This is a genomic window from Catenulispora sp. MAP12-49, assembly GCF_041262705.1.
Taxonomy (GTDB): Bacteria; Actinomycetota; Actinomycetes; order Streptomycetales; family Catenulisporaceae; genus Catenulispora.
This window is the reverse complement of the sequence record NZ_JBGCCP010000004.1, coordinates 237,909-258,323: the sequence shown is the minus strand read 5'-3', so window position 1 is coordinate 258,323 and position 20,415 is coordinate 237,909. Positions and strand designations below refer to the sequence as shown.

26 protein-coding genes are annotated in these 20,415 nt (G+C 70.7%); 10 read left to right on the top strand and 16 right to left on the bottom strand.

Annotated elements, in window-relative coordinates:
• The first annotated feature begins 52 nt into the window (after positions 1-52).
• Positions 53-847, top strand: coding sequence for a hypothetical protein (locus ABIA35_RS11290; protein ID WP_370357794.1), 795 nt, complete (start codon positions 53-55; stop codon positions 845-847).
• A gap of 118 nt (positions 848-965) precedes the next feature.
• On the opposite strand, the gene ABIA35_RS11285 is transcribed toward ABIA35_RS11290, so the two are convergent.
• The 3 genes from ABIA35_RS11285 to ABIA35_RS11275 form a co-directional block, all read right to left on the bottom strand.
• Complete coding sequence (locus tag ABIA35_RS11285) at positions 966-2,789, bottom strand: glycerol-3-phosphate dehydrogenase/oxidase (protein ID WP_370357793.1); 1,824 nt, start codon at positions 2,787-2,789, stop codon at positions 966-968.
• Positions 2,790-2,860: 71 nt separating this feature from the next.
• On the bottom strand, positions 2,861-4,381 hold the full coding sequence (glpK, locus tag ABIA35_RS11280; protein WP_370357792.1) for a glycerol kinase GlpK: 1,521 nt from the start codon (positions 4,379-4,381) through the stop codon (positions 2,861-2,863).
• A 67-nt stretch (positions 4,382-4,448) separates the two neighbouring features.
• Complete coding sequence (locus ABIA35_RS11275) at positions 4,449-5,303, bottom strand: MIP/aquaporin family protein (RefSeq protein ID WP_370334303.1); 855 nt, start codon at positions 5,301-5,303, stop codon at positions 4,449-4,451.
• A 335-nt stretch (positions 5,304-5,638) separates the two neighbouring features.
• On the opposite strand from ABIA35_RS11275, the gene ABIA35_RS11270 reads away from it, so the two are divergent.
• Together ABIA35_RS11270 and glpK (ABIA35_RS11265) are read left to right on the top strand one after the other, a co-directional pair.
• The gene (locus ABIA35_RS11270) at positions 5,639-6,406 is read left to right on the top strand and encodes an IclR family transcriptional regulator (protein WP_370334302.1); all 768 of its coding nucleotides are present in this window, start codon (positions 5,639-5,641) and stop codon (positions 6,404-6,406) included.
• A gap of 100 nt (positions 6,407-6,506) precedes the next feature.
• Entirely contained in the window at positions 6,507-8,033 is a 1,527-nt protein-coding gene (glpK, locus tag ABIA35_RS11265; protein WP_370334300.1) for a glycerol kinase GlpK, read from the top strand.
• Positions 8,034-8,073: 40 nt separating this feature from the next.
• Here glpK (ABIA35_RS11265) and ABIA35_RS11260 read toward each other — a convergent pair whose 3' ends face one another.
• Positions 8,074-8,718 (bottom strand): cysteine hydrolase family protein, encoded by a 645-nt coding sequence (locus ABIA35_RS11260; protein WP_370357791.1) that lies wholly within the window; start codon positions 8,716-8,718, stop codon positions 8,074-8,076.
• 252 nt (positions 8,719-8,970) lie between these two features.
• Here ABIA35_RS11260 and ABIA35_RS11255 point away from each other — a divergent pair, with 252 nt between their 5' ends.
• From ABIA35_RS11255 to ABIA35_RS11240, 4 genes are all read left to right on the top strand, one after another.
• Positions 8,971-9,696 carry a TNT domain-containing protein gene (locus ABIA35_RS11255; RefSeq protein ID WP_370357790.1) on the top strand — a complete coding sequence of 242 codons (726 nt, stop codon included), beginning with the start codon at positions 8,971-8,973 and terminating at the stop codon, positions 9,694-9,696.
• A gap of 157 nt (positions 9,697-9,853) precedes the next feature.
• Positions 9,854-10,228: a hypothetical protein gene (locus ABIA35_RS11250; RefSeq protein WP_370357789.1), complete on the top strand. Its 375-nt coding sequence runs from the start codon at positions 9,854-9,856 to the stop codon at positions 10,226-10,228.
• Between the two features lie 103 nt (positions 10,229-10,331).
• Positions 10,332-11,195, top strand: coding sequence for an alpha/beta hydrolase fold domain-containing protein (locus tag ABIA35_RS11245; protein WP_370357788.1), 864 nt, complete (start codon positions 10,332-10,334; stop codon positions 11,193-11,195).
• Between the two features lie 291 nt (positions 11,196-11,486).
• On the top strand, positions 11,487-11,963 hold the full coding sequence (locus tag ABIA35_RS11240) for a TniQ family protein (protein ID WP_370357787.1): 477 nt from the start codon (positions 11,487-11,489) through the stop codon (positions 11,961-11,963).
• Positions 11,964-12,128: 165 nt separating this feature from the next.
• Here ABIA35_RS11240 and ABIA35_RS11235 read toward each other — a convergent pair whose 3' ends face one another.
• The 8 genes from ABIA35_RS11235 to ABIA35_RS11200 form a co-directional block, all read right to left on the bottom strand.
• Entirely contained in the window at positions 12,129-12,476 is a 348-nt protein-coding gene (locus ABIA35_RS11235; RefSeq protein WP_370334293.1) for a hypothetical protein, read from the bottom strand.
• Positions 12,477-12,516: 40 nt separating this feature from the next.
• Positions 12,517-13,251: a hypothetical protein gene (locus ABIA35_RS11230; RefSeq protein ID WP_370334292.1), complete on the bottom strand. Its 735-nt coding sequence runs from the start codon at positions 13,249-13,251 to the stop codon at positions 12,517-12,519.
• A gap of 110 nt (positions 13,252-13,361) precedes the next feature.
• Positions 13,362-13,706 (bottom strand): hypothetical protein, encoded by a 345-nt coding sequence (locus tag ABIA35_RS11225; protein WP_370334291.1) that lies wholly within the window; start codon positions 13,704-13,706, stop codon positions 13,362-13,364.
• 119 nt (positions 13,707-13,825) lie between these two features.
• The gene (locus ABIA35_RS11220; RefSeq protein WP_370334290.1) at positions 13,826-14,584 is read right to left on the bottom strand and encodes a hypothetical protein; all 759 of its coding nucleotides are present in this window, start codon (positions 14,582-14,584) and stop codon (positions 13,826-13,828) included.
• Between the two features lie 62 nt (positions 14,585-14,646).
• On the bottom strand, positions 14,647-15,117 hold the full coding sequence (locus tag ABIA35_RS11215) for a DinB family protein (protein ID WP_370357786.1): 471 nt from the start codon (positions 15,115-15,117) through the stop codon (positions 14,647-14,649).
• Positions 15,118-15,149: 32 nt separating this feature from the next.
• Entirely contained in the window at positions 15,150-15,554 is a 405-nt protein-coding gene (locus tag ABIA35_RS11210) for an arsenate reductase ArsC (protein ID WP_370334288.1), read from the bottom strand.
• A 29-nt stretch (positions 15,555-15,583) separates the two neighbouring features.
• The gene (locus ABIA35_RS11205) at positions 15,584-16,417 is read right to left on the bottom strand and encodes an aquaporin (RefSeq protein WP_370357785.1); all 834 of its coding nucleotides are present in this window, start codon (positions 16,415-16,417) and stop codon (positions 15,584-15,586) included.
• Positions 16,414-16,782: a metalloregulator ArsR/SmtB family transcription factor gene (locus tag ABIA35_RS11200; protein ID WP_370334286.1), complete on the bottom strand. Its 369-nt coding sequence runs from the start codon at positions 16,780-16,782 to the stop codon at positions 16,414-16,416. Before ABIA35_RS11200 ends, ABIA35_RS11205 begins: the two co-directional genes overlap by 4 nt.
• A gap of 79 nt (positions 16,783-16,861) precedes the next feature.
• Between ABIA35_RS11200 and ABIA35_RS11195 the strand changes: the two genes are divergently transcribed.
• Complete coding sequence (locus ABIA35_RS11195) at positions 16,862-17,374, top strand: ArsI/CadI family heavy metal resistance metalloenzyme (RefSeq protein WP_370357784.1); 513 nt, start codon at positions 16,862-16,864, stop codon at positions 17,372-17,374.
• Between the two features lie 77 nt (positions 17,375-17,451).
• Here the strand turns inward: ABIA35_RS11195 and ABIA35_RS11190 are convergent, their stop codons facing one another.
• On the bottom strand, positions 17,452-17,787 hold the full coding sequence (locus ABIA35_RS11190; protein ID WP_370357783.1) for a hypothetical protein: 336 nt from the start codon (positions 17,785-17,787) through the stop codon (positions 17,452-17,454).
• Between ABIA35_RS11190 and ABIA35_RS11185 the strand changes: the two genes are divergently transcribed.
• Positions 17,780-18,151, top strand: coding sequence for a hypothetical protein (locus ABIA35_RS11185; protein WP_370357782.1), 372 nt, complete (start codon positions 17,780-17,782; stop codon positions 18,149-18,151). The genes ABIA35_RS11190 and ABIA35_RS11185 overlap by 8 nt on opposite strands.
• Positions 18,152-18,162: 11 nt before the next feature.
• Here ABIA35_RS11185 and ABIA35_RS11180 read toward each other — a convergent pair whose 3' ends face one another.
• From ABIA35_RS11180 to ABIA35_RS11170, 3 genes are read right to left on the bottom strand one after another with little or no spacing between them, the layout of a single operon-like run.
• Positions 18,163-18,480: a hypothetical protein gene (locus ABIA35_RS11180; RefSeq protein WP_370357781.1), complete on the bottom strand. Its 318-nt coding sequence runs from the start codon at positions 18,478-18,480 to the stop codon at positions 18,163-18,165.
• Between the two features lie 4 nt (positions 18,481-18,484).
• Positions 18,485-18,751, bottom strand: a complete 267-nt coding sequence (locus tag ABIA35_RS11175) for an MFS transporter (protein ID WP_370357780.1) — start codon at positions 18,749-18,751, stop codon at positions 18,485-18,487.
• 22 nt (positions 18,752-18,773) lie between these two features.
• Positions 18,774-19,667, bottom strand: a complete 894-nt coding sequence (locus ABIA35_RS11170) for an NADP-dependent oxidoreductase (protein WP_370357779.1) — start codon at positions 19,665-19,667, stop codon at positions 18,774-18,776.
• A 70-nt stretch (positions 19,668-19,737) separates the two neighbouring features.
• On the opposite strand from ABIA35_RS11170, the gene ABIA35_RS11165 reads away from it, so the two are divergent.
• Entirely contained in the window at positions 19,738-20,391 is a 654-nt protein-coding gene (locus tag ABIA35_RS11165; RefSeq protein ID WP_370357778.1) for a TetR/AcrR family transcriptional regulator, read from the top strand.
• The last annotated feature ends 24 nt before the right edge of the window (positions 20,392-20,415 follow it).

Below are 20,415 nucleotides of genomic sequence, written 5' to 3'. Positions count from 1 at the left end.
ATAAGGGCCCTGGTAACCTCCCCATCGCGAACGGTGAGCGGGGGATACATCAATGTGGCTGGACGCCTTCTTCGACGGCCTCGAGAAGCTCATGGACGAGCTGCGCGAGCGCTGGCCGCGCACCACGTTCTGGGTGATCGTCGCCCTGTGGTCGCTGGCCGCCGCGGTCCCGACCGCCGGCGCGGCGCTGACCGGGGCGGGGTGGTTCAGCATCCTGATTCCGTTGGCGCCGCTGATCGTCATAGGCCTGACGTACTGGGGCGGCGTCGAGTGGATCCCCACCTGGCTGTGGGTCTCCGCGCTCACCGTGTGGGCGCTGCTACCCGGCGGGCTGGCCTCGGCGGGGCCGAAGGAGGGCGCGGCCAAGGACGCCACCGCCGTGTTCCTGTTCTGCTACGGCCAGTTGCTCGTCGCGGTGCTGACCGCGATCTGCGTGCGGCGCGGGTTCTCGGTGAAGGCTCCGTTCGCGCAGCTGCGGCTGATGCGGTTGCGCCTGGTCGCCGCGGCGTTCCCGCTGGCCGTGTCGTTCCGGACCGAGTCGAGCCTGGCAGAGTCGAGCCGGCCGGTGCAGGGCGCCGGCTGGCACGCGCTCGCGTGGCTGGTGGTCTTCGCGACGGTCATGGCCGCCTGCGCGCTGCCGGGGCCGCGCAAAGCACTGGTGGCCGCGCTCGCCATCGCCGGCGGCGCCTGGGCGGTCCTGGCGCACGCCGCGCCGGACGACCGCTGGGCCCAGGTCGGCGAGAACGGCTGGCTCTGGGCCACCGGCTGCTACCAGTGGCTGCGCGCCTCGCGGCAGGACTTCTGGCACGGCTGGCACGAGCGCGTCGCTTGGCAGCGGGCCGGATAGCCCCGAGAAAACAAGGGCAGGGCGAGCGACACCCGGTTCAGGCGGCCCAATGGCCGCCTGCCCGCCTAGGGCATCGCCCGCCCCACCCCATCAGCGCAGACCCGCAAAACCCGCAGGATCAGCGCCGATTCTCCGGCGCGGCCGCGCACGCCTGCGCGTCCACCGCCGCATCTCCGGCACCGGCTCCGGCACCGGCTCCGGCCCCGCCGCCGGCGACTCCCCCGTGAGCGCCGTGCGCGACGTCGAACAGATCCGGCGCGGCCCGCCGCACCGCATCGGCCTCCGTGTCATCGCCCCGGGCCTGCGAAGCCCGCTCGGCCTCGACCCGGGCCAGATAGCGCTCCACCTCCTCGCGCACCGTCGCCTCGCTCCACCCCAGCACCGGCGCCATCAGCGCCGCCACCTCCGGTGCGGCCGAGACGCCGCGGTCCCAGGACTCGATCGAGATGCGGGTGCGCCGCGTCAGCACATCCTCCAGGTGCAGCGCGCCCTCGTGCGAGGCCGCGTAGACCGCCTCCACCCGCAGGTAGTCGTCGGCCCCGGCGATCGTCTCGGCCAGCGAGGCGTCGGCGGCGATCAGCTCCAGCAGCTCCTCGACGCAGGACCCGTACCTGCGCAGCAGGTGCTCCACGCGCACCTGGTGCAGACCGGTCCGGCGCGCGATCCGGCCGCGCTCGTTCCACCGGGCCGCGAAGCCCTCCGCGCCCAGGACCGGGACCTTGTCGGTGACCGAGTCCGGGATCTTCGCGCCGTCGGTGGTGTCCAGGTCCTCGACCGCCGCGTCGACGACGTCCTTGGCCATCACCCGGTAGGTGGTGTACTTGCCGCCGGCCACCACCGTCAGGCCGGGCGCCGGCGAGGCGACGATGTGCTCCCGGGACAGCTTCGTGGTGTTGTCCGCGGTGCCGGACAGCAGCGGACGCAGGCCCACGTACACCCCCTCGATGTCCTCCTCGGTCAGCGGCTTGCTGAGCACCGCGTTGGCGTGCTCGAGCAGGTACTCGATGTCGGCACGGCTGGCCGCCGGGTGCTCGCGGTCCAGATCCCAGTCGGTGTCGGTGGTGCCGACCAGCCAGTGCCGGCCCCACGGGATGATGAACAGCACGCTCTTCTCGGTCCGGGAGATCAGCCCGGTCCGCAGATCGATGCGGTCGCGCGGGACCACCAGGTGCACGCCCTTGGACGCCCGCACCGAGATCGACGCCCGCAGCTGCGCCAGCTCGTGGATGTCGTCCGTCCACACCCCGGTCGCCGCCACCACCTGCCGGGCCTTGACCTCGATCCGGCCGCCGCCCTCGAGGTCCTCGACCACGGCGCCGGTGACCCGGCCGCCCTCGCGCAGCAGGCCGGTCACGCGCGTGCGCGTCGCCACGCGCGCCCCGTACTGCGCCGCGGTACGCGCCAGCGCCATCACGAACCGCGCGTCGTCGACCTGCGCGTCGTAGTACTGGATCGCGCCGACCAGCGAGTCCGACCGCATCCCCGGCGCGCGCCGCAGCGCCGCCGTCTTGGTCAGGTGCCGGTGGCGCGGCAGGGCGCGGGCACCGCCCATGGTGTCGTAGAGCATGACGCCTGCACCTATATAAAAGCGCTCCCAGATCCGGTGCCGCAGGGGCAGCAGGAAGGGGACCGGACGCACCAGGTGCGGCGCGATCCGGTTCAGGAGCAGGCCGCGCTCGGTCAGTGCCTCGCGCACCAGACCGAAGTCGCGCTGCTCCAGGTAGCGCAGACCGCCGTGGATCAGCTTGCTGGAGCGGCTCGACGTCCCGGCGGCCCAGTCGCGGGCCTCGACCAGGGCGACGGACAGCCCGCGGGTGGCGGCGTCGAGCGCGGCCCCGGCCCCGACCACGCCGCCGCCGATGACCAGGACGTCGAACTCCTCCTCGGCCATCTGCTGGAGGGCGCCGAGGCGGTACTGGGCGCCCAGGGGTGTGGATTGCACGGTGTTTCCTCCGTTTGTACTACGGGTGGACGGGACGGGGGCGGGCCCGAAGGCCCGCCGCGGTCGATCGATCAGTCCTCGAACTCGACCCAGTTCAGCGTCCGGTCCACGGCCTTCTTCCAGTTGCGGTAGCCCTTGGCGCGCGCGGCCTCGTCGGCCCGCGGCTGCCAGCGCTTGTCCTCGTTCCAGTTGCTGACCAGCTCGTCGGTGGTGCGCCAGAAGCCGACGGCCAGGCCCGCGGCGTAGGCCGCGCCCAGGGCCGTGGTCTCGGCCACGACCGGCTTGGACACCGGCACGCCGAGCACGTCGGCCTGGATCTCCATGGCCAGCTCGTTGGCGGTGACGCCGCCGTCCACGCGCAGCACGTCCAGCTTCACGCCGGAGTCCTGCTCCATCGCCTCCACGACGTCGCGCGTCTGGTAGGCGATCGACTCCAGGGTGGCGCGGGCCAGGTGGGCGTTGGTGTTGTAGCGGGACAGGCCGACGATGGCCCCGCGGGCGTCCGAGCGCCAGTACGGCGCGAACAGGCCGGAGAAGGCCGGCACGAAGTACACGCCGCCGTTGTCCTCGACCTGCCGGGCCAGCGACTCGCTCTGCGCGGCGCCGGAGATGATGCCGAGCTGGTCGCGCAGCCACTGCACCGCCGAGCCGGTCACCGCGATGGAGCCCTCCAGGGCGTAGATCGCGTCCTCGTCGCCGAACTTGTAGGCGACCGTGGTCAGCAGCCCGTTCTCGGAGCGGACGATCTCCTTGCCGGTGTTCAGCAGCAGGAAGTTGCCGGTGCCGTAGGTGTTCTTCGCCGAGCCCGGGGTGAAGCAGACCTGGCCGACGGTGGCGGCCTGCTGGTCGCCGAGGTCGCCGGTGATCGGGACCTCGCCGCGCAGCGGGCCGTCGGCGCGGGTCTTGCCGTAGCCGGCCGGGTCCGAGGAGGGCCGGATGGCCGGGAGCATGGCGCGCGGGACGTTGAAGAACCCGAGGAGTTCGTCGTCCCAGTCCAGGGTCTCCAGGTCCATCAGCATCGTGCGGCTGGCGTTGGTGACGTCGGTGACGTGCACCCCGCCGTCCACACCGCCGGTGAGGTTCCAGATCAGCCAGGTGTCCATGGTGCCGAAGATCGCGTCCCCGGCCTCGGCGTCGGCCCGCAGGCCCTCGACGTTCTCCAGCAGCCACTGGATCTTGCCGCCGGCGAAGTAGGTCGCCGGGGGCAGGCCGGCCTTGCGGCGGATGACCTGCCCGCGCTCGTCGGCGTCCAGGGCGGCGGCGATGCGGTCGGTCCGGGTGTCCTGCCAGACGATCGCGTTGTAGTACGGGCGTCCGGTGTGGCGGTTCCACACCACGGAGGTCTCGCGCTGGTTGGTGATGCCCAGGGCCGCCAGGTCCGAGGCGTGCAGGTGCGCGTTGTTCATCGCGGTCTCGATGACCGCCCGGGTCCGCTCCCAGACCTCGGTGGGGTTGTGCTCGACCCAGCCGGCCCGCGGCAGGATCTGCTCGTGCTCCAACTGGTGCCGGGCCACCTCGTTGCCGCCGTGATCGAAGATCATGAAACGGGTGCTGGTGGTGCCCTGGTCGACCGCGCCGACGTAGTCAGCCATGAAGGGGTGCCTCTCTCGCGATCCGCAGAAATCTAGAACTGGTTGGAACTTTGGTGCGCGGGTCCGGCTACGCGGCCGGCTGCTGGGCGGGGACCGCCGGGTCGATCGGCACGGCGGCCGGGTCGTCCGGGGTCGCCTCGTCCGACAGGAAGGTGCCGATCAGGAGCTTGTAGAGCCCGGCGCCGATCAGGCCGCCGATGATCGGGGCGACGATGGGCACCCAGAAGTACAGATCGCCGTATTGGTCTCGGAAGGCCGTGCCGTAGCCGGTGAAGAACTCCGCCAGGCGCGGGCCGAAGTCGCGCGCCGGGTTGATGGCGTAGCCGGCGTCGGTGCCGAAGGCCATGCCGATGGCCACCACCAGCAGGCCCACCACGACCGGCGCCAGGTTGGCCCCCGGGGAGGTGTTGCGCAGGTCGGTGATCGCCAGGATGCAGAACAGCAGGATCGCGGTGCCGATGATCTGGTCGCGGAAGCCGCCCCACATGTGCACCGGCAGCGAGCCGTTGCCGGGCAGCGTCGAGAAGATGCCCTGGCTCTTGAGGGTGTGGCCCGGGTCGAACTTCGCGATGACCTCGGTGTAGTTCCAGCGCACGATCAAGGCCGCGACGAACGCGCCGAGGGTCTGCGCCAAGGCGTACGGGGCGACCTTGCGCCACGAGAAGCCGCCGAAGGCTGCCAGCGCGACGGTGACCGCGGGGTTCAGGTGCGCACCGGTGATCTTGGCCGCCACGTAGACGCCCAGCAGGACGCCGAAACCCCAGGCCCAGGCGATGCTGTCGTGGTTGCCGATACCGCCGGCGACCACCTGTGCCACTACGCCGAGGCCGAACAGCAGAAGGATGAACGTGCCCGCGAACTCCGCGGCCATCTCTCCCACGAGCCCTTTGGCCCGAACGCGATCCGCCAAGCGATTCGCCATGTCTCCTCCTGACCGGGTGGGACGCCCCGGCCGTCCGGGGCGCCTGATGTCCCGCGGGGAGCGTGTCGCGGCTCACCATGGGATTCCGCACAGCGTGCGTTCACGGAAACCTCCCGTCAACGGATGGCGGTCGACATTGTCGAACTCTGGTCAGGATCCTCGACCTGGGGTACCGTCGCGCGACATGGCGGTAATCTTCCTGCAGTCCCCCGTTCAGGCCGGTCAGGCCGGCCGGGGGGCTGCGCATGCGCCGCCGGGCGCGTCCGCGCCGTGCCCGCCGCCGGGTACGGCGTTCGACGACGTCGACCACCGCACGAAGGGCTATCATCACCGCCATGCCGGGACCCGTGCAGTCCATCGAACGCGCGGCAGCGATCCTGCGCCTGCTGGCGCGCGGTTCCGGGCGGCTCGGCGTCGGGGAGATAGCCGCCTCCCTGGGCCTGGCGAAGGGAACGACGCACGGCATCCTGCGCACGCTGCAGGGCGTGGGCTTCGTCGAGCAGGACAAGTCCAGCGGCAAGTACCAGCTCGGCGCCACCCTGCTGCACCTGGGCACCAGCTACCTGGACGTGAACGAGCTGCGCTCCCGGGCCATCAACTGGGCCGACGCGCTGGCCTCGCGCAGCGGCGAGGCGGTGTGGATCGGCACGCTGCTGGACGGCAAGGTGCTGATCGTGCACCACGTCTTCCGGCCGGACGACTCCCTGCAGAGCCTGGACGTGGGCGCGCTACTGCCGTTGCACGCCAGTGCGCTGGGCAAGGTCCTTTTGGCCTACGACACCCAGGCCGCCGCGGAGCTGCGCGAGACGGAGCTGGCACCGCTCACCCGGCGCACGCTGGTCACAACGGCGGCGCTGCGCCGGGAGCTGACGAAGGTGCGCGAACACGGCTACGCCGCCGAGATCGAGGAGTCCACGCTCGGCCAGGCCTCGATCGCCGCGCCGATCCGCGGCTACGGCGGGCTGGTGGTCGGCGCGATCAGCATCACCGGGGCGGTGGACCGGCTGTGTCCCTCGACCGGCAAACCCGATCCGGCGCTGGCCGAGGCCGTGCAGAACGCGGCCCAGATGATCTCGCGGGATCTGGGCGCCGGACGCTGGTAGTCCCCGGCGCGGCCCGGCGCGGTCATCTGCGCCGTCTGCGCCATCTGCGCCACCACTCCCCGCCCACAGCCTGAACTCCCCCTCACCGAAAGGCTGCACCATGGTCGCGCACTTCGTGATGTCGATCGACCAGGGCACGACATCCACGCGCTGCATCCTGTTCGACCGCGGCGGCCGCCTGGTCTCGGTGTCCCAACGCGAGCACAAGCAGTACTTCCCCAAGCCCGGCTGGGTCGAGCACGACGCCGGGGAGATCTGGCGCAACCTGGAGCACCTGGCCCCCGAGGCCCTGGCCAAGGTCGGCGTGGCCGCCGGGCAGGTGGCGGCGATCGGCATCGCCAACCAGCGCGAGACCACGGTCCTGTGGGACCGCGCCACCGGCCACGCGCTGGGCCGCGCGATCGTCTGGCAGGACACCCGCACCGACGAGTTGGTCGCCGAGTACGCCCGGCGCCCGGACGCCGCGATCGTCATGGAGCGCTCGGGGCTGCCGCTGGCCACGTACTTCTCGGCGCCCCGCATCCGCTGGATGCTCGACCACACCCCGCGCCTGCGCGAGCGGGCCGAACGCGGCGAGATCCTGTTCGGCACGATGGAGAGCTGGCTGATCTGGAACCTGACCGGCGGGGTCGACGGCGGCGTGCACGTCACCGACGTCACCAACGCCAGCCGCACCCAGCTGATGAACGTCAAGACCCTGCAGTGGGACCAGGACCTGCTGGACTTCTTCGGCGTCCCGGCGGCGATGCTGCCGGAGATCCGCTCCTCGGCCGAGGTCTACGGCACGGCCGCGCGCGCCCTGCCGGGCGTCCGGATAGCGGCCGCGCTCGGCGACCAGCAGGCGGCGCTGTTCGGCCAGACCTGCTTCGCCCGCGGCGAGGCCAAGTGCACCTACGGCACCGGCAGCTTCCTGCTGCTGAACACCGGCGACACCCCGGTCCGCTCCACCCACGGCCTGCTCACCACCGTCGGCTACCGCATCGGCACCGAACCGGCCGTCTACGCCCTGGAGGGCTCCATCGCGGTCACCGGCTCGCTGGTGCAGTGGTTCCGCGACAGCCTCGGCCTGATCACCACCGCCCCGGAGATCGAGACCCTGGCCCGCACCGTCGAGGACAACGGCGGCTGTTACATCGTCCCGGCCTTCTCCGGCCTGTTCGCCCCGCACTGGCGCAGCGAGGCCCGAGGCGTGATCGTCGGGCTGACCTCGTACATCACCAAGGGCCACCTGGCGCGTGCGGTCCTGGAGGCCACCGGCTGGCAGACCCGCGAGGTGGTGGACGCGATGAACGCCGACTCCGGCCTGGAGCTGACCACCCTGAAGGTGGACGGCGGCATGACCGCCGACAACCTGCTGATGCAGTTCGTCGCCGACGTCCTGGACGCCCCGGTGGTCCGCCCGATGGTCGCCGAGACGGTGTCCCTGGGCGCCGCCTACGCCGCGGGCCTGGCGGTCGGCTACTGGCCGGACCTGGAGGGCCTGCGCCGCAACTGGCACCGCGCGGCCTTGTGGAACCCGGCGATGGACGCCGGACGGCGCGAGAGCGAGTACGCGAACTGGCGGCGCGCGGTGGAGCGGACTTTCGACTGGATGCAGCCGGGGGTCGAGGGCAAGCCGCGGAGCTGATCTGCGCTGAGCTGAGCGGAACCGCGCTGAGCGGAGCTGATCAGGGGGCGTTGTCGAGGATGGCGCAGACCTCGTCGGTGTCGGTCAGGATCGCATCGCCGGTGAACTCCATGGAGGCGATCGACCGCTCGGCAGCCTCCTTGTTTCCGGCGCCGCACGCGTCGCGCACGACGATCGGGATGTAGCCGAGGTCGGCGGAGTGCCGCACGGTCGGCTCGATGCCGACCTCCATCGCGACGCCGGCGATCAGGTAGCTGCGCACGCCGCAGTCGCGCAGCACGATGTCCAGCGGCGTGCCCTCGAAGGCGGACATCGTGATCTTGTCGATGACCGCCTCGTCCGGGCGCGGGTCCAGGCCCTCGGCGAGCTGGAACCCGGGCGAGCCGTGCGGGATCAGCGGGCGGGTGTCGGCGGCGGCGTCCTTGCGCTGCCAGAGCTTGGCCTGCCGGAGTTGGAAGACGCCGGCCAGCGCGGTCGGCATGAAGTAGTGCCGGAGGAAGATCGTCCGGATCCCCCGGCTGCGGGCCGCGTCCAGGAGCCGCTGAACGTTCGCCAGCACCCGCTCGCCGTCCTCGATCTGCCGCAGCACGCCGACCTGCATGTCGTAGACGATCAGCGCGAGCTGCGCGGGGTCGAGCGCTTCGGCCGGCGATTCAGGGATTTCCAACCCGTTGAAACGATCCACGCCGCAAACGCTACAGGCGCACGCCCGCCTGCGGAGCCAGCGACTCGACGCAGGGTGATGAGACGACAAGAAGACATCAGGGTCCTGCCGTGTTTTGCCGTATCTTTTCGTGTCTTGCCGTGTCCTTGCCCGTTCCCGGCCTGGACGCGCATTACCTTTTGATCACTCCGGGTAGCGAGGACGCCGTGCGCGTCCGGGGCCGCCGGGTGGCGTGAGGCGCGCGAGGGCGCGCCCGGATTCCAAGGAGTGTGCATGAAGTCGAGTCGGATCTTCGCTGCCGCGTCGGTCACGGTTCTCCTGGCGATGGCGGCGCCCGCCACCGCCGCGGTGACGAGCGCGCCGGCCGCGCGCACCACGGTCACGACCACAGACGCAGGCACCACGGCTGCGACGGCGAGTACGCACAACCAGCCCGCCGATCTCAGCGAGTGCTCCGCCGCGTTCTTCGACGGCGACCCGCGTCTGGGGCCGGCACAACTGCCGGTCCTCGGCGTCGTCGGCATCGAGCTCACCGGCTACCGCCGCACCGGGGGCCTGTCCCCCGCCGCGTTCCTCGCGCAGTACTACAACCCGGCCGCCAACGGCGGTTCCGGCGGCTGGATCTACCCGCCGGACAACGGCTACGTGATCGGCCCGAACGGCCAGCCCGTGGAATGGCAGGAGCGGCTGCGGCCCGGGCAGCAGATCGACCGCTACGGCAGCGAGTACGGCAGCTTCCTGGCCCCGGCGGGGTCGCTCTATTCCGAGCGGTCGATCCCGCCGCAGAGCCTCGACAGCACTCCGCCCGCGACCTGCAACTACCACGACTACCGGGTCCTGAAGGACTTCACGGTGGACGCCGGCCCGGTCGCGCCGTGGTTCGCCCAGCCCGGCCTCGGCCGGCAGTACCAGTTGGACGCGAGCCTCATCCCCGGCGCGCCCGCGACCGTGAACGTGATGTGGCTGATCAACAACGGCTACCTGGACCGCGTCGCCTGACCTTCGCCGGACGCCGCGCGAGAGCGGTCACGACCAGGCCGGGCGGGCCGGAGGAGCACTGTGGCCCGCCCGGTCCTGGCCAGTGCCGGCGCCGCGCGCGATCACCGCCGTCGAACATCGATGCCCAGACCGAGGTCAGGCGGTTACCCTGATCAGCATGGACGAGAATCGAGCGCGCCGCGTGGTCGACGCCCTGCGCGAACGCGGCGTCGACGCGCACGTCGCCAAGGTCAGCGTCTACCAGTTCGGGATCCGCGTGATGCTCCCGGGCGGGCGGCAGGCCGAGTGGGACACCGACGACACCGCGGGGCTGGAAGCCCAGGTGATGAAGGACGGGATGCTGGTCGGCTTCGTGCCGACCATCGAGGGCTCCGAGGACTTCGACGAGCAGCAGACCATCGACGCGCTCCTGCGCACCGACTACGACCAGCCCATCGCCACCCGCCGCGCCCAGCCCCCGCCGCCGCAGCCGGCGCTGCCCCGGGACGGCGGCGTGTTCCGGCGCTTCCTGGAGGGCTTCCGGGAGCGCTGAGCCTGCCGGGTACTGAACCCCCGGCCGAAAAATCCTGCGCCCACAAAGCAAGAACCCGATACCCTCAGACCTCCTTCGATCACAGGCGAGGTCGCGATCCCGCATGAGCACCCCCGGAAAGATCACGCCCACCGGCCTGACATACGCCGAGATCCAGGGCTTCCGCCCGCTCCTGCTGGACCTCCACCTGCCGGCCGCGGCCAGCGCGCAGTCCCCCGTCCCCCTCGTGGTCTGGATGCACGGCGGCGCCTTCTGGTCCGGCGACCGCCGCTACCTGCCGTCCAACCTCGCCCCCAACGCGGTGTTCGACACCCTGGCCGCCGCCGGCATCGCCGCCGCGACCATCGACTACCGCCTGTCCGGCGAGGCGAAGTACCCGGCCCAACTGCACGACGTCCGCGCCGCGATCAGGTACCTGCGGGCCAATGCCGCGACCTGGGGCCTGGACGCCACCCGCGTCGGCGTCTGGGGCGAGTCCTCAGGCGGAACCCTCGGAGCCCTCGCGGCACTCACCCCCGCGGACAAGGACGCCGACGGCGCGGTCGACCAGCCGCTCGCGGCCGCCGCGACGTTCTGCTCACCGACGGATCTGGTGGCGCTGCGGCATTTCAGCGCGATCTCGGGCCTGCTGGGAAGCACCGGCGAGACCGACAGCGACGCCGACACCGACGCCGCGCTCGAAGCCGCCGCGGCGCTCGAGGCCGCCGCCGCACAAGCCAGCCCGCTGACCCACGTCCGCGCCGACGCCCCGCCATTCCTCATCGTCCACGGCGACGCCGACAGCAAAGTCCCGATCCGCCACGCCGAACTCCTCCACGAGGCCCTCCTCGCAGCCGGCGCACGCTCGACCCTCAAATCCGTCGAAGGCGCCGACCACGTCTTCGACGGACACCCAAACCCGCAGCAACTCGTTGAGCAAGCAGTGGCCTTCTTCGCCCAAGAACTCGCCCCCACCGCACGGGCCTGACCACCGCCCCCACCCCCATGACGGCAAGGGCCACCCCCATCGCGACCCCACTACGCGGCCGACCCCCCTGCGTAACCGGCCGAGCGAACCACTTGAGCAGGTGCCGCCAGTCGCCCGCGGCGAACAGCGCGTGCAGGACGGACATGTCACGGGACCCGTGCATACTCGGTATGGTGTTGCGTCATGGGGATATACATACCGGGTATGCAGGACGGTGCGCAAGGGCCCGGCCTGCGATCACGCGCTGACAGACTGTCTGGCGCGCTTGAAGGTGATAGCCACGCACCCTAAGTGAGAGCGCATGTGATAGCAGCGCCCGTACCTGATAGCAGCGGTCTCGGTCCCGGTACGCGGCGCCTGCCGCGCCGGCTCGTCCTCGTGGATGCCCTGGAGGCCGGCGAGTCCTTCGGATCCTGGTTGGACCGGATGGCGAGGCTCAACGGCTGCCCACCCGGGGTCATGGTGGAACTTCTGGGTCTGCCGGTGCGGCCGGCCGCGTTTCGAGACCGAGTCGGGTACGGGGTCGTCATCGACGCCGTGACGGGTGAAGCGGTGGAGGCGGCAAGCGGGCTCACACAATCCGAGATCCGTATGGCACACCTGGTCGCCTACGACGGAACCGCGTTGCGCCTGGACGGCTCGGTCTTCGAGGACGTGGCGGCGTTCGAGGCGGCGGCGCGACGGGAATGGGCCGACTTCTACGGCACCAGGGCCTGCCCGAGGTGCCTGGCCAAGTCCGGTGGCGTCTGGCGGTTGTGTGGAAGGTGAGCTGGGCGGCGGTACGCCCAGCTCACCTGTGTCTGCTCATTGATGCATGTCCAGGCTGCGGGGCCCGCCTGCGACGCGGACACCGCGGTCACCCGGCTGAGCTTTCCCTGGTGCGTGATCGCGATCCCGTCTGCTGCGATACCACAACCTCATGAGATGACACAGCTAGTCGCGGCTGCCGGACTTGCGTCGATCGTCCAGATACTCGTCGAGGAAGTTGAAGAAGACGTCCATCGGATTCAGACCTGCCGCTGCCGCCTCGCGCTCGATCTGCGCCGACCAGGACAGAGAACTGTGTCGCCCGAGCTTCGCGCACAGCCATTCGGTGAAACGTCCGCCCGGCCAGAAGTCGAACTCCTCGGCGATGCCGTGGACGTCGAGTGCGACCCGGTATCCGACAAGCATCGACTCCAGATGCTCGAGTGATCCGCCGCGCACCCACATGCCCGGCCGGAGTCGCACCTCCTCCAGGAACTCGACGACATCTGCCAGTTCGGCAGTCCGCCTGAGCATTCGCCTGCCATCGTTGGCCGCTGCGTTGAGATCAACGTTTCTACTCGTCATCGTCGTCAGGAACCATCTGCCAGTCCCCGGGCAGCCTCTCCCGCACGGCGGCAACGGCCCTGGGGTTGCGGCCATGCACCCACAACCATGCCCCGCCGTCATCACGCAACAGCACGTCAGGACCATGGAACCAGCGGATCACGGAGTCGTCGGCGCCTGCCCAGAAGGGCAGATCTGGAAGATCGAGTCGGCCGAACTCGGCCTCCAGCAAGCTCAGCGCGGTTTCGTCGAGCTCGCGGTTGTCGGTGGTGTTTTCCTCATAGTCGGACAACATCGACTCCATGAGCACAATCTCGGCCATCGCCAATGACAGCCGCTCGGAAAAGGGCACCCAACCCTTCCCGGCCTCCATCACCACTGGTGGATCGTCGAGATCGAGCTCGGCCAGCAGAACGCCCCAGGAGGCGCAGGACTGGTTCTCAATCCGGAACACCAGCACAGACCCACTGGGATCGACCCTCAGATGCTCTGGCGACAGCAGGGTGTCCTGCGACCTCGTCAGATCCCGCCGGCGGCCGAACAGCAAGTAACCCTCACGCAAGGCGGTCGGCAGCTCATGACCCAGACGAACCGCAGCGTCGTCGAGGACGGCGGGGTCCACACCATCGCCGTCAGCCAGCGGCTTGCTGAAGGCCGCAACGAACGAGCGTATGAACCTCCACGTCTGGTGCCGGTCGGCTACGTTGCCGGGCGGAAGCCAGTCGCTGTCCCTCGCATCGATCACGCCGCCGACGATACTCGAACCGGCTGACGAACCTGTGATCGTTTCGTGCTATCACCTTGACATGAGACCCAGAGCCGCGCGGCACGTCAGGCTAAGCGATAGCGCGCAGGTCAGGCGGCCCGTCTGCTATCACCTTCTCGGCGGTCAGACACGGACTTGCGCGCCAGCTCCCTGCCACGCGCCGTGAACGCGAATTTGAAGTCGGTGCGAACGGCAAGCAGGGTGGCGGCCTCCACGCTGGAAGCGTCGGCCGTCGGTTCGGCGGCTTCGAAATGGAAGACCAGGAACGGCGCCTCGGTGTCCTGCGTGGCGTAGCCGAGGGTCTTCGGGTCTCGCGGGTCCGGATCGCCGAACGTGATCGAGGCGGGACCGTACTCTGCCGTGATGTCGTTGATGGTGACGGCGCGATCGCTGTTCACCCAGGGCAGCACGCCATCAAGCAGCCTGATTGGCATCCGGAATCCAGATGACCCCTGCCTGCCCCTCTTCCGTTCTTAACTACGGGTTGCGCGATCGGCGCCGACAGCGTCTCAAGGCTCATGCCTCCATCGTCGGGCCGCTGTCGGCCGAGCGACTAGCTGATCGCTGTGGGCGAATCCCCGGCCAGCAGCGACTGCGGCACCTGCGTGAACGTCCAGCCGCCGCCCGAGGCGCGCGTGAACACGTACACGATGTCGAAGCGGTCCCCCGGCCAGGAACTCGGCGGCTTCGGCGTCACCTGGCCCAGGTGGGCGATGATGTCCGGGATGTGCGAGTGCTCCCAGGCCACCAGCGTCGGCCCGGGCGGGCCGGAGGGGCCGGTGAGCCACGCGGCCAGCTGTGCCTCCTGCCCCACCGAGTACGGTGTCTGGAGCGTGACGCCGAGCGCGGCAGCCGCCGGCGTCACGGTCTCCGAGGGCCGCTTGCTGTTGCTGCCGCCGGTGCCCGCCGAGGACGCGGCCACGGTCGTGGGCCTGGTCAGGCCAGTGCGCAGGGCGGCGGGGGCGCCGGTGGCATCGCGCGGGTCGAACAGGCCGGCCAGGGCTCCGGCGCGCGTCCAGCCCTGGATGGTGAGCGAGTGCGCGTCCTGCGTTCCGTCGGCGGTGAGGCCGTAGGGGGCGCCGGAACCGGTGGGCTTCTCGGCGTGCCGGATGATCATCAGGACGTCCATGCCGCCTCCGCCGTTCTCGGCAGGCTGCGCGGCAGCCGCCTGGGCCGCCTGGCCCGCCTGCGCACTCGCGCCGTGCTTGTGCTTCCCGCCTCCCGAACACGCGGCGAGCGCCGGCAGCGCCCCGCCCGCGACCAGCGCCGAGAGCACGCTCCGCCTGCCGGGCCCCGGCCCCGTCGAACTCACCCCGGAACCCTATACCAACACCCGGATACGCACCCCGAGCACCCCGAGCACGCCGAACACCGCTAGCGCACCCCGCCGCCGCGTGAGGCGCGATACAGATCGCGCAGCAACGCGGCCTCGGCGCCGTGGTGGATGAGCTCGTCGAGCACGTGCAGCACGAACGATCGCCGCGACGCCGTCCCGTACGGCCCCGCGGGCTCGCCGATCGGCGCGGCCAGCGACTGCTCCGTGGTGCCGTCCAGTACCTCGCGCCAAGCGTCGTACGAGACCTGCAACGCCGCCAACGCCTGCGCCGCCGAGCTGGGATCGCCGCCGCGCGCGGGCACCTCCGGCACCGGCCGGCCCAGCCACGGACCGTTGCGCTCCTCGCGCAGAAAGTCGGCGATATGGCTGAGCCGCCAGGCCAGTGTCGAGAAGTCGGCCACCGGCTCCCAGAAGTACTCCTCGTCGGTGAGCCCGGCCATCCGGTCCCACAGACGCTGCCAGGAGTACTGCGACAGTTCGATCAGGTCATCGCGCGTCGAGCCCACCACGGCGCGATCCTAGTGCGTGCCGCGAACCCGGATCAGACAGGCAGCAGCTCGCCGATCAGATCTTTGATCCGGGCTTCGATGTCGTCCCGGATCGGCCGGACCGCGTCCACACCCTGCCCGGCCGGATCCGGCAGCTGCCAGTCCAGGTAGCGCTTGCCGGGGAACAGCGGGCAGGCGTCGCCGCAGCCCATGGTGATGATGATGTCGGAGGCCAGCGCCGCCTCGTCGGTGAGGACCTTCGGGATCTCCGCCGACAGGTCGATCCCGACCTCGGCCATCGCCGCGACGACGGCCGGGTTCACCGACTCGGCGGGCGCGGACCCGGCCGAGCGCACGGTGACGCGGTCGCCGGCCAGGTGGGTGAGGAATCCGGCGGCCATCTGGGAGCGTCCGGCGTTGTGGACGCAGACGAACAGGACGCTGGGCTTGTCGGACATGATCTGGGATCCCTCTCAGGACTCGGGGGTCAAAGGCGGGCAGCGGCGACGTGCTCGATGCCCGGATCAGCCTCGATGCCCGGATCAGCGGCGGCATCGGGCACAACGGAGGACGGCGCGGGGTACAGGACGACGGGGTAAAGGACGACGACCAGGCCCACGCCGACAGCCGCACCGACCAGCTGAGCACCGACGAACCCGGCCACCGAGCCGGGCGCGATCCCGGCGAAGCTGTCGGTGAACGCCCGCGCGATGGTCACCGCCGGGTTGGCGAAGCTGGTCGAGCTGGTGAACCAGTACGCGGCGCCGATATAGGCGCCGACCGCCGCCGGGACCAGCGGCCCGCGACCGGTCCGGGTCAGCGAGAAGATCAGGAGGATCAGCCCGGCGGTGGCGACCACCTCGCCGAGCCAGAGGTGCGCGCCGGTCCGAGCGTGCGTGGACGCGGTGGCGGCGGGCAGGGCGAACATCGCGTTCGCCAGCACCGCCCCGCCGATCCCGCCCGCGATCTGCGCCGGGACGAACACCGCGACGGTGCGCGCGTCGGTACCGGTACTGGTATCGGTACTCGCGGCATCTGTACTGATATCCGTGCCGGTACCAGCGCCGATCCGCGAGCGACGACCCAGCGCGAAGTCGGCTAGCGTCACCACCGGGTTGAAGTGCGCACCGGAGACCGGCGCGAACATCAGGATCAGCGCCGCCAGACCCAGCGCCGTCGCGGTGGAGTTCTCCAACAGTTCAAGGCCCGTGTCCTGCGTGGACAAGCGCTGCGCCATGATCCCGGAGCCGACGACCAGCGCGGCCAACAGGCCCGTGCCCAGGAACTCGGCCAGCGCCTTGCGGGCAAGCAGACGGCTCACACCGAGGCCTCGGCCGGCGCCAGCAGCCCCGACAGTTGGGCCAGCGCACCGGGCAGCACCCAGTAGTAGACCCAGGTCCCGCGCCGCTCGGAGTCGACCAGTCCGGCGTCCCGCAGCACCTTCAGGTGATGCGAGATCGTCGGCTGCGACACGTCGAACTCTCCGGTCAGGTCGCACACGCACGCCTGCCCGCCGTCGAACGAGGCGATCAGCGAGAACAGCCGCAGCCGCACCGGATCGGCCAGCGCCTTGAACACCTTCGCCAGGTCGGCGGCGTCGGCCTCGCCCAGCGGCTCGCGCGCCAGCGGCGTGCAGCACGCCGGGGCCCCGGCCGGCTGGAGGACCGGCAGCTCCTTCTTCGACATGCGTCTATGTTGACACCCATCTATTCAAGAGGCAAGGTGGGTCCTGCATAGACATCCATCTATTCAAGCGGAGGTCTCCATGTCCCGCGTCCAACTCGCCCTGCGCGTCGCCGACCTGGAAGGCTCGATCGCCTTCTACAGCAAGCTCTTCGGCACCACCCCGGCCAAGCGCCGCCCCGGCTACGCCAACTTCGCCATCGCCGAGCCGCCGCTCAAGCTCGTCCTGCTGGAGGGCGACAGCGACACCCCGACCCGCCTGGACCACCTCGGCGTCGAGGTCGAGGACACGGCCCAGGTCGCCGCCGCGACCGCACGCCTGTCCGGCGAAGGACTCCCGACCGACCTCGAGGAGCAGACCACCTGTTGCTACGCCGTGCAGGACAAGGTCTGGGTCACCGGCCCGGGCGCCGAGCGCTGGGAGGTCTACACCGTCCTGGCCGACTCCCGCCCCGAGCTCGAAGGCCGGACCGACGCCGCCGACGGCTGCGACACCGGCGACGGCTGCTGCGCCCCGAAGACGCAGGGCACTGAACTGCTCGAGGTGTCCGCGCTGCTCGAGGTGCCCGCGGCCCCGTCGACGGCGTGCTGCTGACCGGTCCGCTCGCGGCCGGAGCGCTCACGACGCACCGGCCGCACCCGGCTCAAACGTCCGTACCGATGTCAGTAGTTTTACCGTGGTAAATCGCGGACGCGTGCTGGTGGACTGTCCGCCATGAACAACAGGCTGAGGGCGTACCACGTGATCACCGCCGCACTGGTTCTGGGTTTGGCGGGGTGCTCCTCCGCGGCGAGTTCGACGGCGCAAAGCGCGGCGGCTCCCACCAGCACGGCCGCCGGCGCGGCGTCGAGCACGCCCGATACCGCGGCCACCACATCAGCGGATACCGGCGCCGGCACGTCGACCAGCAGCGCGGCCGCCGCCACAACCAGCGCCGCCGCTCCCACGCGACCGAGCGACGCGTGCACGATGCTGAGCTCCGACCAGGTGGCCGACGCGGTGGGCACGCCCGGACCGTACAACGACTCGCACGAGGACCCGGCGGACGACGGCACCCCGGTCTGGGGCTGCTCCTGGGGCACGCAGGCCTCCAACGCCGACTTCAGAGCGATCCAGGCAGCCGGCTTCCAGTTCACGCCGGACCCCGCGAACGGCACCGTCACCCCGGTCAGCGGCATCGGCGACCAGGCCCGGATGCTCGCGATGCAGCCCGACGGCCGGAACCCCGAGCTCCAGTTCACGGTCGGCGGCGCGTACTACGATCTGACCGTGACCGTCGACCGGAGCGAGACGGACGCGACCAACGCCGGCAAGGAGAAGAGCGCCGAGCAGGCACTCGCGAAGCTCCTCCTGGCGAAACTGGGTTCGTAGTCGCCTAAGGGTTAGAGCGCCTGGACCGTCGGCAGCGACTCCGCATCCATGGCGGCGGTCTCGGTGTCCCGCAGCGCCTGGGTGGTCACCCGGGAGGCAAGCAGGAACGCCGCGGCCACCAGCCCGATCGCCGAGGCGATGAAAGGGGTCCGGATCCCCAGCGTGCTGCCGAGCAGCCCGCCGGTGAGGGCGCCGAGCGGCACGACGCCGAGCACGAACAGCCGATAGGCAGCGGTGACCCGGCCCAGCAGTTCGTCGGGCACCGCCGCCTGTCGCAGGGTGCTGACCACGACCTGGTTCAGCGAACTGGCGACGGCGGCCAAGAACATGCCGTCAGCGCCAGCGGAACGCTGCGCGAGGAGCGAGGCGGGGCGGGATGGTCAGCGCGGCGTTGTCGACCATCGTCTCGGCGCAGCCCGCGAGGAACACCGCCGCATAGAGCAGCGCGACGTGATGCCAACCGTTGGCCAGGGTCACGGCGAGCAGCGCGAACCCGGCGGCGCGCAGCCAGTTGCCGGCAGTGAGCACCCGGCGCCGGTCCATCCGGTCGGCCAGCACGCCGGCCGGCAGCGTCGCGATCAGCGCGCGCGTATTACGCACGACAGAAGGCGAAGGGTTCGGCCTAGATAAGGATCACCCGCCGCCCGCGCGTGTGGCCCGCCTGACTGTCGATGTGCGCCTTCGCGGCCTCGGCCAGCGGGTAGGACTTGTCGACCGGGATGTGCAGTTTCCCTTGCGCTATCAGGGATGCGGCCTCGGTGAGTGCCTCCGTGACGCTGCCGGCCGCGCCCGAGAAGCGGACGCCGAAGTCCGGCGCGCTCAGGTCGGCGATCGAGACGACCTTGTTCGCGTCCCCCGTCAGCTCCACGAGTTCGCCGATGACGCCGGAGCCCGCGAGGTCGAGTGCCGCGTCGACCTTGCCGAGGGCGCGCACGCGCTCGACCCAGCCGGGGCCGTAGGTGGTGGGCAGGGCGCCGAGGGTGCGGAGATAGTCCTGGTTCGCCGCGCCGGCCGTGCCGATGACGGTGATGCCGCGGTCGCGGGCCACCTGGAGCACGGCGGATCCCACGCCGCCGGCGGCGCCGCTGACCAGCAGGGTCTGGCCGGGCTGGACGCCTACTTGGCCGATGATGCGCAGCGCGGTCTCGACCACTGAGGGGTAGCCGGCCGCTTCCTCGTACGACAGGCCGTCGGGTATGTGGGCCCAGGCCGTGAGGACTGCGAACTCCGCGTAGGTGTCCACGCCCTCGCCGAACACGCGGTCGCCGATGGCGAACCCCGCGACGCCCTCTCCGATCTCGTCCACCACCCCTGACGCGTCCAGGCCGACGCCGGAGGGCAGCCGCAGCGGGTGCGCGCTCAGCTTCTGGCCCTCGCGGATCCTCCAGTCGACGGGGTTCACGCCGGCGGCCCGGACCGCGATGCGCACCTGGCCGGGGCCGGCGTGGGGCTCCTCGGTGTCGATGAGGTGCAGGACGTCGGGACCGCCGAACTCGGCGAAGTTCATCTTCTTCATGCCGCAGACCGTAGCACTAACGGTTAGCGTTTCGAAACCGTTGTGATTTCGAACCTGCTAGTGTTACGCCATGACCGAGCAGCCGGGACGCCGCGAGCGCAAGAAGGCCGCCACCCGCCAGAAGATCGCCGACACCGCCCTGCGCCTGTTCGCCGAACGCGGCTACGACGCGGTGGGCATCCGCGAGGTCGCGGCGGAGGCGGACGTGGCCGTGACCACGCTGTTCGCGCACTTCAGCTCGAAGGAGGCCCTGGTCTTCGAGCAGGACGAGGACTTCGAGCAGCGCCTGGTGAAGGCGGTCACCGACCGCGAGCCGGACGCGCCGCTCATCCCGGCGCTCCGCCACGAGATCCACGCGATGGTGCGGCACTGCACGGCCGACGGCGCCGCCCCGTTGTGGCAGATGATCGAGGAATCGCCGGCGCTGAAGCAGTACGAGGACGCGATGCGGCTGCGGCATGCCCGCTCACTGGCGACAGCCATCGCCGCCGACCGGGGCCTCCTACAGAGCACGCAGAACACGCAGACCACGACGGCCTGCCAAGCGATCGCGAGGTTCGTGATCGACGCCTTCTCCGTGGCACGCGAAGCGGACGACCCCGAAGCGGCGGTGGACGAGGTGTTCCGCATGATCGAGGCGGCCTGGGAGACCTCAGGTCTGGCCTACAGGGTCACCGATAGGGCCGATGCCGGCGTTGAAGCGCGGGCGGCCGTCGCGCTGTGACGCTGTGATGCTGTGACGCGCGGA